The 15,452-nt window shown below is 47.3% G+C and carries 11 protein-coding genes; 4 read left to right on the forward strand and 7 right to left on the reverse strand.

What is annotated here, in order from left to right:
* Positions 1 to 12 precede the first annotated feature (12 nt).
* From GZ78_RS10315 to GZ78_RS27385, 3 genes are all read right to left on the reverse strand, one after another.
* A complete protein-coding gene (locus GZ78_RS10315) occupies positions 13 to 2,046 on the reverse strand; it encodes a TonB-dependent copper receptor (RefSeq protein ID WP_152558654.1) in 2,034 nt (677 codons plus the stop codon).
* 100 nt (positions 2,047 to 2,146) lie between these two features.
* Positions 2,147 to 6,160: a coiled-coil domain-containing protein gene (locus GZ78_RS10325; RefSeq protein WP_034835215.1), complete on the reverse strand. Its 4,014-nt coding sequence runs from the start codon at positions 6,158 to 6,160 to the stop codon at positions 2,147 to 2,149.
* A gap of 212 nt (positions 6,161 to 6,372) precedes the next feature.
* On the reverse strand, positions 6,373 to 7,242 hold the full coding sequence (locus GZ78_RS27385) for a peptide deformylase (RefSeq protein ID WP_152558655.1): 870 nt from the start codon (positions 7,240 to 7,242) through the stop codon (positions 6,373 to 6,375).
* A 130-nt stretch (positions 7,243 to 7,372) separates the two neighbouring features.
* On the opposite strand from GZ78_RS27385, the gene GZ78_RS10335 reads away from it, so the two are divergent.
* Complete coding sequence (locus GZ78_RS10335; protein ID WP_034835217.1) at positions 7,373 to 8,062, forward strand: hypothetical protein; 690 nt, start codon at positions 7,373 to 7,375, stop codon at positions 8,060 to 8,062.
* A 559-nt stretch (positions 8,063 to 8,621) separates the two neighbouring features.
* Here GZ78_RS10335 and phnX read toward each other — a convergent pair.
* The 3 genes from phnX to GZ78_RS10360 all read right to left on the reverse strand — a co-directional run bounded on the left by phnX (position 8,622) and on the right by GZ78_RS10360 (position 11,937).
* Positions 8,622 to 9,431, reverse strand: coding sequence for a phosphonoacetaldehyde hydrolase (gene phnX, locus GZ78_RS10340; RefSeq protein WP_034835219.1), 810 nt, complete (start codon positions 9,429 to 9,431; stop codon positions 8,622 to 8,624).
* 797 nt (positions 9,432 to 10,228) lie between these two features.
* Complete coding sequence (locus GZ78_RS28870; protein ID WP_152558656.1) at positions 10,229 to 10,417, reverse strand: hypothetical protein; 189 nt, start codon at positions 10,415 to 10,417, stop codon at positions 10,229 to 10,231.
* Between the two features lie 146 nt (positions 10,418 to 10,563).
* Entirely contained in the window at positions 10,564 to 11,937 is a 1,374-nt protein-coding gene (locus GZ78_RS10360; RefSeq protein WP_034835226.1) for a YjiH family protein, read from the reverse strand.
* Between the two features lie 707 nt (positions 11,938 to 12,644).
* Here GZ78_RS10360 and GZ78_RS27390 point away from each other — a divergent pair.
* Positions 12,645 to 13,121, forward strand: a complete 477-nt coding sequence (locus tag GZ78_RS27390; RefSeq protein ID WP_051786038.1) for an NUDIX hydrolase — start codon at positions 12,645 to 12,647, stop codon at positions 13,119 to 13,121.
* 32 nt (positions 13,122 to 13,153) lie between these two features.
* Here the strand turns inward: GZ78_RS27390 and GZ78_RS10370 are convergent, their stop codons facing one another.
* Positions 13,154 to 13,468 (reverse strand): NADAR domain-containing protein, encoded by a 315-nt coding sequence (locus tag GZ78_RS10370; RefSeq protein WP_081869785.1) that lies wholly within the window; start codon positions 13,466 to 13,468, stop codon positions 13,154 to 13,156.
* Positions 13,469 to 13,579: 111 nt separating this feature from the next.
* On the opposite strand from GZ78_RS10370, the gene GZ78_RS10380 reads away from it, so the two are divergent.
* Together GZ78_RS10380 and rlmF are read left to right on the forward strand one after the other, a co-directional pair.
* Positions 13,580 to 14,014 (forward strand): DMT family transporter, encoded by a 435-nt coding sequence (locus GZ78_RS10380; RefSeq protein WP_051786040.1) that lies wholly within the window; start codon positions 13,580 to 13,582, stop codon positions 14,012 to 14,014.
* A 129-nt stretch (positions 14,015 to 14,143) separates the two neighbouring features.
* Positions 14,144 to 15,100, forward strand: a complete 957-nt coding sequence (rlmF, locus tag GZ78_RS10385; protein ID WP_034835229.1) for a 23S rRNA (adenine(1618)-N(6))-methyltransferase RlmF — start codon at positions 14,144 to 14,146, stop codon at positions 15,098 to 15,100.
* Positions 15,101 to 15,452: the final 352 nt, after the last annotated feature.

Genomic DNA, 15,452 nt, shown 5'->3' on the forward strand with positions numbered 1-15,452 from the left:
GCCATTTCAAGATCAGAAACGATAATTAACCCCTACCCACACCTCTCTTCCAGGTTCATTCACTTGTTTGGCTGCAGGATCAAAGGGGTCGTGGCTGGCACGGTTCACATGCTGAGCATAAGCTTTATTAAACAGGTTCTGAACGCCGGCTTCCAGCTTAAAACCCTGCTCTAGTTGATACCAGCCATACAAATGAACAACGCCGTAGCCATCGGTTTCTCCGGCATCTAATCCACTCTTGATATCCACCTTGTCTTGCTTTGTCGCCAGCTCCCAGCGAGCGCCAAATAACCACTGGGTCGCATCGTAATCCAACTGAAGATTAAACTGGAGAGGCGGGATCTGAGGCAGATCTGAGCCATTATCGCGATCTTCCCCTCGGGTCCATGCCATTCCGGCTGAAGATTTAAAGCGCCCATAGGCATAACGAAAATCGACTTCAACACCAAAAAGTCTGGCTTCTATGTTCTTGTAGATATAGGCGCCCGAATCTGACTGGGTTCTGAGTATGTAGTCCTGTACTTCATCGACATAAACAATGGCGGACCATTCTCCAGCGCCCGTATCGTAGCGATAACCCGCATCGAGCTGCTGATGTTTTTCCGGCTTGATGTCCGGATTCCCAACCCAGTCATCGCTGCCATGACAGCAAGATCCCCTTGAGGCAATAAATCGCTCACTGGTATCGGCTGTTCTGATGCTGCGGCTCCCCCGAAGTTCAATCGACTGACGATCGAATAATTCATGTTGCCAGGCCAACAAACCACTCAGGTTTTGCTCATGCACCTTGTCAGCCTCTACACCATAATATTGTTTGTACAATGAATTAGGGCTGCTATGGCCGAGTACAGAACTGCTGGCTTTGGTGGCTTCAGCCTGTAAGTCATCAAACCGCAGCCCCAGCCGCAATGAATCCTTTTCACTTAAACTGAAATCAAGCTCTGCAAATACTCCCATCTGGCGATACTCAACGCCTGGCCATATGTGCGACTGCCAAGCTTGCCCCCCTGTCTGTCGATTGACCTTATAACGTTTGGCATCACGGTCATTTGCCTGATAATCCAGCCCCAGCTTAAGTTCGGCATCATCATAGTAGATTTTACCCAACAGCCTGCCTCCCCAGGTGACTGAATCAGAAGGTGCTCTCATGCCGACCGGGGATTTTGGTTTGCGAACCCTGACTGAATAGTTATCCATAAGATGTCGTACGTCTGCATGCCAGCCCGAGAGCTCTATGGCATCCAACCCCAAGAAGGCTTGATCATGCTGAAGCTTCAATCGCCAGGTATCTGCTTTAGCCCAGGGCGCATCCATACCATTACCGGCATAATAGATGTCGTCATCTCGGGTCGACTCAATATTGGCTTCCAGCCGAGTGAAAGGCATGATTTCGCCTGACACCAGTACTCCTCCGCTGGAAGACTTGAACGCAGAACTGACTCTCTGGCCATTACCATCTTTGTAATTTCCAGCGTCCTGATAATCTCCATAAGCCCGGAGATAGGCAGACTCGCTCCCCAGAGACACATCAGCAGACGCCTGTTTGTGTTCAATGTTGCTCGTATAACCCAATCCCAGATTACCCGTGTAAGAACGAGCACCAGTACCATCATTAAAACGAGGAGTCTCACGCTCAAACAGCACTGTGCCACCGGAACCACCAGAGCCATAGATCACACTCTCATAGCCTCGCAGCACCGTCACACGATCATAACCCTTGAGACTGGTGTAAGTGGTGGGAGGATCCATTCGTCCCGGACAGGCCCCCAGAACAAACGCGTTGCCCGTAATAATATTTAACTGGCTTTGTTGCTGCCCGCGAATAATGGGCTCGAAACCTTTGCCGCCTTTTCTGGATACCGCCACACCGGTTTCTTGCCTGAGTAACTGGCCAGCGTCTGTGACAGGACTAAAAGGTTTATCCAGCTTGATCATGGACTCAGAAGGCGATGTATCCATCGTCTCTGTAACGTCTATATCCAGTTCAAACTCAGTCGCAAGAGCGATGGGGGCGATCAACCCAATACAAAGAGAGGAATACTTCATTAAACTGTTTCCGAATGTATTTTTATTAGGTTTTAAAAATGCAGTCAGTATAGGCAAGGCTCAGTAAGCTGCTGAAAAACCTGAAAGGTTGCCAGCCTGTTCATTGCCTTACTTCAAAGTAGGGTTTGTAAAAAGAACATTTTTTACCGGCGGAAGGTTTTTGATCAAAGGCAAAATAGAAGTCCATATCATCGGCTCCCCTTCCCAAGGCATAGGCGCAGCGACAAATCACATGCACGGACTGTCCGGATAAAACAGGTTTGCCATCACTGAAGGCTTTTTCCCAGCTCTTTTTTTCTGGCAACCAGACATACACATGACTGGTTTTGTCCTTTATTAGGGGCAGCTTCATGCTGACTGATTCAACACCATGCATCTGCGGCTGTAACTCCTGCAACGCTTCCCCCGGAACACTGGGAGACATTTGCAAAGACCAGCTGATGAATCCCTGTTTCCACATAGGAGAGAGCCTGAGACCTTTTTCGGACTTGGGGCCTCTGCCGTTCATATTGACCAACTTCTGAAGCCACTGCTTTCCGGTCCACTCATGATTATCCTGGATTAAACCCCATATGTGTTTCAGCCAGACCTGATAAACACTATCACTGCTGTCTTCTACAACACCCGCTAATACTAATGCTGCACGAATAAAGCGCCTTTTTTTACCGCTGGTTTCCTCAATCAGGTACAGTTCAGCCCAGTCCAGCAAGGAGAATATGGTCTCTGCTAATACTTCTTCTCTCACTTTCTGATATTCAGCAACCTGAACGCCATTTGAAACTTCCGAGAACACCGGCATTTCTGTTGTTATCACTTCCTGAAGATCGACCAGAATCCTGGCTTTCCAATCAACCTCCCAGGCCAGATAGGCATAACAGGCCGCCTGAAGAGAAGTCTCGCTCAGCACTTCACACTGAATTTTCCGAGCTTTGTCGCTGGCTTTATAAACCAGTCCGTCCCTGAAGGAGAACCCTCTAAACATGACAGGCTTAGCATGGCTTAGCTGAAAAATACTGATACTGTTTTCATCAAAGTCTCCCAGAGAAGCAGGTAATACAATGGCTTTTTCTCCCTCAAAAACGGCTTCCATCAGTCGTTTGCCAAGATCTTTAACCCCCAGGGTTTCCAGCTTTTCCAGAAGCCCGGCATGCTTGTACTCCAGCGAGCAGGCCTGATAGGCAAACCCAAGCAATAACAAAAATCCTTCATCAGATAATGGCGCCTGGGCAATGTGTTCGTCACTGACCCCTTTGGCCTGCCAGAGCTGATAGATCATTGTTAGCACTTTTTTCTGCAGCTGAAGAGAAGCACTGTAAAAATCTATATTCTTGAGACTTTGCAGGTGGAGCTGCCCGATGACTGAAGAGGGCTCATCAGCCCCCTCAAGAAGCTTCATCAGTTCTTTGGCACTGAGAGAATGAGAGACTGACTCTGATCTTTGCCACCAGCCAAAGGCCGGGAAGCGAAGGGTTTCCTGATGCTTCTGGCTGATATTGATCAATAGGGGAAGCATGGCGGCAAACCTTTTATCCGTCAGAAGTTCGAGACACAGAGCGTTCAGAGGGTGCCCAGCCAATAAATCACAACTGGACGACAAGGGTTGAGTAGATGACCAGACTGCTGAATCAGCTCTATTCTTTTTCAACGCTTCCAGTTCCAGTCGGTTATTCTCTGCCTGCTTGATGAACTTACCAAAATACATCCCGGCTCCAAAAGCAGCCAGCCAGAACGGAGGAAAGACCCAGGAAGTCAGTAACCCCAAAGCTTCAACGAACGCAGCCGCCAGAGGGCCTCGGATGGTAGAAGGCCCAATATCCTCGGGATCCCCATTGGCCTGCTGGTCCTGTGGTGAATCCTGCTGATTCGAAGCATCATCATCGGGAGAAGAATCTTTCGGCGTTTTTTTCTGATAGCCTGTTCGTAAGTCCTTTCCACCCTGCAGGAAGTCCATAGGCATATCAGGCCCACAGCCTGCCTCCACCATAACAATAGGAGGAGGCTGAAACGGTCGCATCAGATCTAGCAGTTTTCCCTCTGAATAATAGTTAAGCAGTAGCTGCTGAATATCCAGATCAGCCTGACTCTCAGCATCAATCAAAACGATCTCATCCGTCCCCACTTTCTGCTCATGCGTTCCAACTTTGTCTGATGCTGGATCAGCCTGAAGGGGGGCATCGTCAGTATTTGATTCACTGATTTCTCCCGAATTCGTGATCAGTGGCACTTCCGGGCTGACGTCTTGAGATCGAGCCCCTGTTGTTTGCCCGGTGATCACTCCCTGAGGCGTCGATCTAATACCGGGTGATACCAATGTGCCTGAAGTGACATCACTGTTATCGGAAACAGGAACTGGGGTTGAAACGGATTCAGAGGTGACCGGTTTTTCATCTTTTTCAGGCCTACCCGCCTCTTTTTCAGGCCTACCCGCCAATGTATTAGCTGCGGACGCACCAGAAGCCTCTGTATTCACTCCCACGCTTCTAGTCGTAGTCTTGGTATTAGTCGATGCATTTTTTGTTTTGGGCCTGGATTGCTTCTGTCTATCAAGCTCATCTTTTAGCTCTTTGACTTCTTCTTTATGACTCGCTTTCTGCTGCTGCAACTCCTCAGTATGCTTTTGTCTCTGTTCATTTTTTTTGGCCTCATAACTGACTTTGTTCTGCTCCATCTCTCTCTGGATTTTTTTCTTTTGTTCTTTCTGCTTTTCGGCTGTCTTTTTGGCTTCACCCAACTGATTCGTGAGAGTTCGTACTTTTTCCTGCCACTCTTCAACAATGTGAGTCGAATCATTCTCTTCCAGAGATTCTTCAAGCTCGCTCACCCTCTGCTGTGCCGCAGAGGCTTCTTCCCGGGCCTTGTTGAGTTCACTCTGTAACTGATCTACTTGCGCATTGGCAGCTTTCAGCCTCTTCTCAGCCTCACGCACTTTTTCTTCTTGCTCCTTCAGTTTTTGATCCAATTTCTCCTGCGTGGGCCTTGCCTGAAGCTCCTTACGCTCACCTTTCATCTGCTCTAACTGCTGCTGCAATCGGCCTGACTTGTTTTGCTCAGTTTTCAACTCCCCCTGAGCCTTCGTTCGCTCTCTTTCTGCCCTGTCAGCTCTCTGCTTCTCCTTATTTTCTCTCTGTCGAGCGCTCTGTGAGTTCGACTCAGCTTTGGCTTTATCATCTGCCAACTTTTTCTGCTGACTGAGCAGTCCCTGAGATTTCTCAGCTTCTTTTTGTAAGGCTTCTTGTAAGGCTTCTTGTAAGGCTTCTTGTAAGGCTTCTGCTTTTTTCTCTAACTCGGCTTCCAGCCTTTTTATTTCCTTTTGTTTGCTGTCGATCTCCTGGTCTTTTTCAGCCAGAACTTTTTCATGGTCTTCGACAGAAACACCTGCATTGGGCACACCTTCGTCAGTGACTGTAGTGTCAGGAGCTGGAGGTGCATCCAGCTGTTGATTGAGTTCACTTATTTTGTCGTTCAGCTCGGAAATTTTCTTTTCTTTGGCTTCCAGTTCTTTATCAAAAGCTTCTTGCTTTTCTGCCAGCTCGGCCTGATGACTGGTAATAGGCATCATTCCGGTTTGATGAGACAGTTGCTGCTGCAATTGCGCCAGTTGCTGACTCATTCCAAGCCCTTGCTGGTGCATCTGGGCCACCTGCTGCTGAAGACCCCCCATATGTTGTTGATAAACCGGGTAAGGAACCATTCCCCCAGCGGCCATTTGCTGTGGAGGTAAAGTAGGTATGACAGGAAAAGGCAGCAGAATCGGAGAGGTGGTTACACCGGGGGCGGAATGAATTGTTTGCGGCTGCTGAATCAACTGACTGACCCAATTTATATCAACAGGCACCTGGTTGACGAATATGGCTTGAGGCGTTTGAACAATTTGAAACTGTTGTGCCGTCCAATCATTCACCACAATTGTAATATGCTGTGGGTTAGCGGAACCCGGCGGATTGGAGAGGATTTGTATTAAACCGTTGGCTAAACGATTATCTTTTTTCAGGTCCCATGCATTGGCTGTTGAGACAACCACAATAGCCGTAGTCAGACAAAATCCATTAATGATCTGTCTCAGTGGCAAAACGTTCCACAAACGCCACCGGACAATTCGGGCTTTGCCACTCATACAGCCACCAACCTGATCACCTCAGTCTCTGGTAAAAAATCTGGGACGACTGTTGTCGACTCCAACTTCCAGAATCTACTCATTTTGCCCCAGACAGTTCAATAGAAGGAAAATGAGTATAGGTGACGCAAATAAAGTTTCAGACAACATCGACCCATAAGTTTTAATTTCATTTTTTTTATTACTAGAAACAGAAGGTTCCCAATCTGCTCTTAATTTAGACCCACTGTTCTTTCTTTCACCTTTGTTTTATTTTTTCTTTGTGCATATTGCTCTATCGTTTCTCCCACCTTGTAGTCTTCCAGAAGGAAAGGCTCTGATTCATTACAAGGCTCTATCATTTTAATTTTTCGCTGCATCATCTTCTGTAATAACGCCATCTCACCTTCAAATTCTTGAGCATGATCATGGTAGCCCCCACCGAGAAGATGCCGGAACTCGTGTTGGGCAACAATGGCGTCCAGTCCATTCAGCTGCCGCGTAAATTTTCGTCCCTGAGGGTCAAGAGCTTCAATAGTAATACTGTTCCAGGTAGACACCTTGCCAAATTTTTTACCTTTTGAACTTAAACAACCATGCCAGAAACAGCTTCTTCCTTTTGAAACTTGAGTAATCACCGGGTTAATAAAAACATCAGAGGGGGCTGTTGCATTGACCATAGGGGGAGGCCCTATAAGAAAAATCTGTAAAGGCTTCCCTACCTGATTGGCCGAGATACCTCCGCCAATATTTGTAGCCATGGCGGCATGCATGTTTTTTATCAGAACATCTATTCCAGGGTCGGGCAGACGTTTTACCGGTTGTGTGGGCGAATTCAATACGGGTTGGTGTTCGGGGTTTTCAAACTGAAAAATAGTGTAACGCCTGGATGTTTCTGTTTTCTTTCCGGGCTCTTCTACTTCAGCCGCTTTCTGACGCTGAGAATCCAGTACCGGCTCAACAGGCTCCTTCTGCTCTATTAAGGTGACGGGATCACCAAGATAGCTCTCGACATCTTCTTCCGTCGTTTCGAACAGATAGGCAATCATGGCAAAAATGCCCAGAATGACTGCCAGAATCACCAGGAATCTCCTGAAATTCACGTCTCACTCTCCAAAAGATATTGAGTCCTTCAGGATAGACCAAGCACTCTCTGTTGAGTTGCCCTGCCGTCTGAATCAAATATATGAACTAGTATTCTGATGCTTTTTTAACAATCAGACAGGTAACAATATGAAGCTGATGCGACTTCTTCTGTTGGTATTAAGCTTTAACGCTCTTCAAGCTTTTTCATCCAGCCATCCCACAGAATTAAATACCTGCCTGGTGATGCAAGCCGGTGAAAAATATTGGCACTGGAGCACTGAGCCAACTGCAGATTGCAGCGAAAAAACCTCAAATACAGGAGAGAAATTATTTCCTTCAGCCGACCTGATTCATCCTCTGTCATTTATTTCAAATTCGGAAGAGTTACCTGAGAACAAGGTCTGTATTTCTGAAAAAGAAACCAACAATCTCATTGTCTGCACTTCAGAAGAGTGTCAGTGCGCTTGCTTTTATAAAGATGCTGAAGGGCATCTCATCAGTGGAAAAGTCAGTTCCATAAACAATAAAGACCACTGTTTAACGGAGGCAGGCGCTCAACATCATTACTACCTTGCCTTTGCCAAAGATCAAACAGTATTAGCCTCCAGAGATTGGAAAAAACACTTCAGTGCTGCCAACAGCACTTCTCAGGGCACAGTAAGCGCTAAAACAGTCGCCTTGGGATCAGCCATGCTGGCTGTTAGTCTCAACTCAGCATTTAACATGATTTTTGAGTGGAGCCCCCTGGAGCTGGCCATAGGCGTGAGCTATTTCTTCGTGCGTTTTGGAGTCAGCTATGTGGGCGGTAAGATTCACCCAAGGCTTGGAGGCATATAAAAACAATATTGCCAGGAGCCTTTTGCAACGGTTTCCCCTGGCATTTTGCTTCTCTTTATGACGGCTTGAGCTTCAGACTTCGGACAAAGCCAGACGTTCGGCGTTTCGTTGTTCTTGTAGCCTTCATCAGGCTGAACATTAAACAGCTTCATTGCAAGATAAGTGCCCAACCCTATGAAATCATATTTTCTGACTCATTGCTCGGCACTCTCGGCAACTGCTCCTGCGTTACCCTACCTCCTGTACCCATGCAGTCGTGACTGCCTTGCAGGACACCAGCCCAATATACCCATCGCCTTTCAAGATGCTACGTTGTTGCCAGCGTTCGCTCACTTGTCGCCTGGTAGCATCTTGAAATCCAATGGGTATAAACCAGAAATATTCGATTCCATAGGGCTGGGTACTTATTGCTCTTTGTAGAACACCATTATTCCATTTTAAGAAAAATGCAAGCGATCCCTTCGGTTTCTACACATCCTCAATAAAGTACAGGCAGGCATTTCAAAACCAAAAAGCCCAACACTGAGGCTGGACTCTATAGAGCTGAAAAGAAGGGAAATCAGGGACGATCGCCCTTAGCAAGACGCGCATTGATAGCTTGTACAACCGCAGGAAGATCCGCCACCGAATCAATGACATAGTGAGCCCCTGCCGCTTTCATCTTGGCCTCAGCCGGTGCACGACGTTTGGCCACTTCGGCTTCTGACATGGCTTTATATTCCGCTTCGGTCGCTCCAAACTCGTTACCGGAAACAGACAGACCCACTGTCCACATTCCAGCATTCAAACCTTCTGCAATACCAGAAGTGGCATCATCTACCTTGATGCAGGTAGCGACATCATTTATAGCCAGTTCAATAACATTCTGTAAAGCCATCCAGGGACCTGGGCGGGAGCCTGCAGCCAGGTCATCACTGGCTACCACAGCATCGGGCTTATAACCTTTTTCTGCAGCGGCTGGAATCAGAGCTTCCATAACGGACCTTGGGTAACCGGAGCAGGAACCCATTTTAATCCCTTCTGCTTTAAGGCCATTTACTGCATCCAGAACGCCTTCAATAGGATCTGCAAACAGTGTTACCCGCTCAATCTGTAGAGGCAGGAAAGTCTGATAGATTTCCTGAGCATCTTCCTCAGTGAAACTGCGGCCAAACTGGTCCTGCCAACGCTGAGCAATTTCAGGTGTTGCCCCTAGCGTACGAATATGTTCTATCTTGCCCAGGCCCATAGGGCCACGGGCTTCTTCCAGTGTAATGTCAAAGTCGTATGAGCGGCGAAAAGCATCCACAAAGATTTGGGTAGGAGCAAAAGAACCAAAGTCCACAATAGTACCGGCCCAGTCAAAGATAACTGCTTGTACCTGTTTCATATTTTAACCTCTAATGCTATTCACTCATCATCAGAATGTGTTGTGTATTTCACCCAGAGCGCTATGAGCTTAGCAAGGATACGCCTGTGACCCGCGCTTTTATGGAAGCGGCTGATAAGCTGGTACAGTTCGCAAAAAAAGCAGACTGAATAGTCTGCTCGAATGATGCACTCCCCTTACAAATTAATCATTACTACTATACGTCGAAAGACTTATGAATAAGGTAAAATCAGGCTTATTTCTATATGAATGACAAGGCTAGATAAAAAATAAGAATGCTTTGATGTTGTTCTGGCAAAGGAAAGAGCCAGTCCGATTGGTGTTAAGGATGACTAAAGCCTTTTTCAATAATAAGGCTACCTCCACTCCCTGCGGATACCTCCCTACTTCACCTGAATAACAGCCCTGGAAACTCTGCATCTCAAAGGAGAGGAAAAACTAAAACAATCTGGATCCATTGGACGGTGTAATACAGTGAAGTATGTTCTCAGACTCTTTTCTACGTTTTTTCTTTCCCTGTTGATTTCCGGCTGCTCAGGAGGCGGTGGTGGAAGTAATGATGGGGCTACAGATAATGGAGGGGGACTCCAGAAGATTCAAGTCCTCCTCCTGTTGAAAACACTTCGGATATTCAAGAGGTTTATACCAATGGAAGAGCCTTTGCTGCCTTGAAAAAGGATGGCAGTGTTTCTGCTTGGGGAGAGCCAACTGCCGGAGGAGATACAGAATACGGCAGTGGTGGTGATCTATCTTCAGGAATTGTAAATATCTACAATAACAGTGCTGCTTTTGTAGCGTTAAAAGGTGATGGCAGTGTGGTTGCATGGGGAGAGTTCTGCACAGATAAACACCCAGTCTTCAGAAAAAACCCTCTCGGCTTCCCGCTGATAAACTTCCGGCTCCTGATAAACGCTAAAGGGTAGGGATTGAGCCTTATCAAGAGTGGCGCTGGCGAGTACCTCATACTGCTTCAACAGTTTGCTCATGGGAATCTCCAGAAAGCGGAAAGCGTCTTGGGCTTGGATTATTCTTATGAAAATGACTGTTTAATGCTGCCCAAGATTACACTGGCTCACCTTTCCAGACCAGCACCTAAAACGCATCGTCGACTCAGCGGTAAATGGTCAGAAGTTTAAAAAATAAGATGGGCCATGCCAGCAATAATAGGAAGAGTGACCAGAGTCCGAAGAATAAAAATCACAAACAATTCCAGCAGAGAGACAGGAATTCGACTTCCCAAAAGCAGGGCTCCCACTTCAGAAAGATAAATTAATTGAGTCAGAGATAATGCAGCGATGACAAAGCGCGTCATTTCACTGCTGATTGAAGCCGCCAGAATGGAAGGAACAAACATATCAGCAAAACCGACAACCATGGTTGTTGAGGCAATATCGGCTTCAGGAATCTGTAACAACTGCAGTAACGGTAAGAATGGTAAACCCAGATAGTGAAAAATCGGCGTGTACTCTGAAATCATCAAAGCGACCGTACCCACCCCCATCACTACCGGCAAAACACCCAATACCATGTCGATGGCATTTTTACAGCCGTCGGCCACAACCTGCGCGGGGCTCCCGACTCTGGACGCTTTATGCAGGGCCAGGCGTAAGCCCCAACTTAAGCCGCCAAATCCTTCTGGAATCGCTTCTTCGTCTCCGGTACGACCTTTACCTGTAATAAATAGATCTTTCTTCCGTGATAATGGGGGTAATCGAGGCACAATGACTGCAGCTACCACACCGGCAAGACAGACCGTTAAATAAAAAGGTGCAAACAAGTGCTCCAGTCCGACCTGGGCTATCACCACCAGCGAGAAGGTAATGGATACGGCTGAAAAGGTGGTACCAATCACTGCTGCTTCCCGCTGGGTATAATGCGCCGTTTCATACTGTTTGCTGGTCATCAGTATCCCAACGCTCCCGTCTCCCAGCCAGGAGGCTATACAGTCTATGGCAGCCCTTCCGGGAAGATTAAAAAGCGGCCTCATCACCCGGGTCATTAATGTTCCCAGTAACTCCAGCAAACCAAAGTTCATGAGCAGTGGCAGTAACAGCCCTGCAAATAAGAACACGGCAAACAGGGTGGGCATGAGTTCATTCAGAACCATCCCTCCGGTTGATTCTGACCAGATAGCCTCGGGCCCTACTCTAAAAAAGCCGATCAGGACAAAGATCATCCCCACTACCCGAATAAGACACCATATCGGACTGATATCAAACAATCCCGCCAGAAAGGGACGATCGATAATCCAATGAGGACTGAACCATTTGGCCAGAAGGGTCAGCAGGCAGGACACCACCAGAACCAGGGTGATAATGGCGGGTAGAAATCCGGATAACATCGACTTCAGCAATCCGGCCAGAATAGCCACTGGAATGGTATATTCGCCTTCTATCATCACAGGCATGACAAATAGCAGCAGACCCGCCAGAGATGGCAGTAAAAAAGTCAACCAGTGGTAAAGACCTGGGATCTGCTGATAGTTCTTGGCATTAAATGGCTTCATAGAGACTTGAATTGAGTGCTGATGTTAACTGGATCGGCCAGACCCCAGCCTTCAACAGGTCAGGGATTTCTGACAATCTCTACAAGACGTTACTGGATTCGACGAATCTCCTGCAATTTTGCAGACAACCTTCACTTATCACTGTCGCTCAGGTTTTTAACATCCACGATCGTTATAAAGTTTTTCAACTGACTGTCTGAGAAACGATTCCCATCCTTTAGATATTGGCCGATGTCCGAGGTAATTTCATTGCCCAGTTTCAACAAGGCGGGCCCAGGCTGAGGTATTGATCACTAAAAAAGCCACTATCAGGGCGGCAAGGTATTTCATTCTCGGTTACTCCTGAAAAAGACTGAAATCAAAGGAATGGTTGTTTATATAGATGACCGCAGCCATTGCTGCATCAGTTGCAGTTCTGGCATTGGTCGCTCTGGCCCTGCTTATTGCCATCTAAGGACACTGAAAAACCGCAAGGCTAACTCCTCCGTTAGCCTTGCTAAACCCGACTTGAGAACTCTTGTTCTCAACAGACATTGGCAACGATTCCTCCTAACAGAGACCTGAGCCCTGAGCCCGATTTTTGTCTCGACAGAAAAAAAATCTGCAGACACAGACTCTCTGGAAAGACTCTCGCCTCAATCACCCCTTATAAATGAAACACCAGTAGATTATTCTTTTACAGGGATGGGAACGTATAGGATAAACAGTTGAAAAAATGGACAACCATTGTTGCCTTGCTACTTCTGTCTGGCTGCAAAACAGACACACAAACAGCAAGCTGCCCTTATCAGGATCGACAAGAAACGTCCGCCAATGCCGGCTGCCTCATGACTCATGATGGGAAAGTGGCCGTTGTAACCCAGAGAGTAAACGGCAAGTACAACCTGCCCGGCGGTACCGCAAACAGCGACGAGACTTCAAGCTGCACAGCAATGAGAGAAACAGAAGAAGAAACGGGTCATCAGGTTTCTGTAGAAGAACTACTGCAGGAATTCGACAATGGCTTTCGGCTCTATGCTTGCGGCAGTAATAATCCGGCTGAAGCCTTTTCTCCTGTTAACACCTATGAGATTTCATCTGTACAATGGTTAAAGCCGGAACAGATCAATCCGGATCAATGGCGGTTTCCCAAACACTTTGAAAAACAGATGGAACTGATTCAGCAGCAGACGGCCAATGAATGACATTTGTCGCTTATTAGGCTGAAAAGCCATAGTTATCTGGCCTTCAGAGTGCCTGCTTTCAGCTCATCCCGAACCTGCATTAATATACAACCCAGGTAGTTATGACCACGCCCATCACTGCCTATACCCCAGTTCCAGTCTTTAGGGGCATTCTCATAAAGCAGTTTGTTTCCTGTTCCCGACAAACTGTCTCTGAATTTCTTATCCTGCTCGGCCTTGGCCCGAACCGCTTTCATCATGGCATTCATTTTTTCACCATTATGCCAGGCGGTAGGATTTTCCCATTCATGCTGTCTGGCATTTGCGTAGTCCAGCGCATCTCTCGGCCCTTGCTGCTGCAGGCTAATAGTTTGTCGATAATGACTGCCTTCAGGAAGCTTTCAGGCCTGAAAGCTATGCTCTGTCGTGGGTAAAATAGCTGCATCGGAAATTGCTCCGGAAGCGATCAGTTTCTACCGATGGGCCTTGGCAGCACTGCTGCCACACCCTCTGATACACGACAGCTAGAAGACACTGACTTCTGCCCACCTGATTTTTTTATTTATGCCCAAGGCATCATCGCTGCTACCACGCTATTTCCCGCGTTTTTGCTGGGTTCATCTGACCCCATTACGCGCCACAGTGATCCCCTGATTGCTTATGCTGGAATACTGGCTTCTATCCTGGCTCCTGCATTATGGGTTATAGCACTCGATAAACTGAGCGCACACAATACATCGATGTTCATGAATCTGATGCCTGTCTTCACAACATTAATCGCAGTAGTATTCCTTTCTGAGGAACTGTTTAGTTATCACTATCTGGGCGGAGGACTGATGCTGGCAGGCGTTATTCTTTCTCAAACCTGGCATAAACCTCTGAGAAGCTCCACATTAAAAACAGCAACACCCTAACTCTTTTTTCAATCGGGCCGGCACTCGCAGCTGGCCCAACGCTTCATTATTGCTTACTCACATGCATTGTTAGAGTTTGTCGCCAAAACTCGCTAATATTCGCCCCCACCTTTCAGATTGGCAATCACTATGTCCGGGAAACGACCCGCTGCCCAGTTGCACCCCCGTAACCGTCATCAGGGACGTTATGATCTTGATCAGCTTTGCTCATCTTACCCTGAACTTAGAAAGTTTGTGAAAACCACCCCGAAAGGGCAAAAGACGATAGACTTTGCCAACTCTGAAGCCGTGATTCGTCTGAATCAGGCACTGCTCAAGCATTATTACAACGTGCAGCACTGGTCGATTCCTAAAGGTTATCTGTGCCCTCCCATTCCCGGACGGGCAGACTATATCCATTATGCCGCCGACTTGCTGGGATCGCTGAATCTGGGACAAAAAACGGTTAAGGTTCTGGATATTGGCACGGGTGCCAACCTTATCTATCCGATCATTGGTAGCCAGGCTTATGGCTGGCATTTTGTTGCCAGTGATATTGATCCCGTTTCTGTTGAATCCGCCAGGGCAATCGTCTCAAGCAATAAGAATCTGTCCGGAAAAATCAGGATCGAGCATCAACACGACAAAAACAGTCTATTCAGACACATCATTCAGCCTTCTGATCAATTTGCACTGACCCTCTGCAACCCTCCTTTTCATGCTTCGAAAAAAGAAGCCGAAGCAGGCACTCAAAGAAAATGGAAAAACCTGAAATCCTCAGCTGTAAAACGTGGAGGAAATACCAGGATACCCGATAAGAAATCACTCAACTTTGGTGGACAGGCCAATGAGCTCTGGTGTGAGGGTGGAGAAATCCGCTTTTTGAAAAATATGGTCAGAGAGAGTGCTGAGTTCTCACAGCAGGTCTTCTGGTTCACTACGCTGGTTTCCAAAAAAGAGAATATCGCTTTATTACGAAAGCTTCTGGTTGAGGAGGGAGCCAATCAAGTGAAAGTGAAAGTGAAACAAATGAGTCAGGGGCAGAAAATCAGCCATATGCTGGCCTGGAGTTTTATGTCCAGGGAAGAGCATAAATTGAAGGGTTGAAGCTTCCTGAAACAACTTGTTTCCCTTTTTTCTCTCACTGAAATGTAATCTGCAGGTTTAAATCTCGTTCCCACTCTGGAGCATGGGAACCAGAGACACCTGTGCAGTTAAGCCGCATCCCCATACCGTTCGCACTGAGCCTGTCGAAGTGCCTTGCCCACATCCTTCGACAAGCTCAGGATGACCGAAGTGTGTGTTTAACATTGACGATGGTTGCACGAGTGACAGTGGAACGAGAAAAAGCTGGAAGGCTGGAAGGCTGGAAGGCTGGAAGGCTGGAAGGCTGGAAGGCTGGAAGGCTGGAAGGCTGGAAGGCTGGAAGGCTGGAAGGCTGGAAGGGAAGTTTTTGTTG

The organism is Endozoicomonas numazuensis (genome assembly GCF_000722635.1).
Lineage (GTDB): Bacteria > Pseudomonadota > Gammaproteobacteria > Pseudomonadales > Endozoicomonadaceae > Endozoicomonas_A > Endozoicomonas_A numazuensis.

Coding starts and splice junctions, on each gene's coding strand:
- GZ78_RS10315 (WP_152558654.1), bottom strand. CDS start 2,046: ATGAAGTATTCCTCTCTTTGTATTGGGTTGATCGCCCCCATCGCTCTT.
- GZ78_RS10325 (WP_034835215.1), bottom strand. CDS start 6,160: ATGAGTGGCAAAGCCCGAATTGTCCGGTGGCGTTTGTGGAACGTTTTG.
- GZ78_RS10335 (WP_034835217.1), top strand. CDS start 7,373: ATGAAGCTGATGCGACTTCTTCTGTTGGTATTAAGCTTTAACGCTCTT.
- phnX (WP_034835219.1), bottom strand. CDS start 9,431: ATGAAACAGGTACAAGCAGTTATCTTTGACTGGGCCGGTACTATTGTG.
- GZ78_RS28870 (WP_152558656.1), bottom strand. CDS start 10,417: ATGAGCAAACTGTTGAAGCAGTATGAGGTACTCGCCAGCGCCACTCTT.
- GZ78_RS10360 (WP_034835226.1), bottom strand. CDS start 11,937: ATGAAGCCATTTAATGCCAAGAACTATCAGCAGATCCCAGGTCTTTAC.
- GZ78_RS10380 (WP_051786040.1), top strand. CDS start 13,580: ATGGGCCTTGGCAGCACTGCTGCCACACCCTCTGATACACGACAGCTA.
- rlmF (WP_034835229.1), top strand. CDS start 14,144: ATGTCCGGGAAACGACCCGCTGCCCAGTTGCACCCCCGTAACCGTCAT.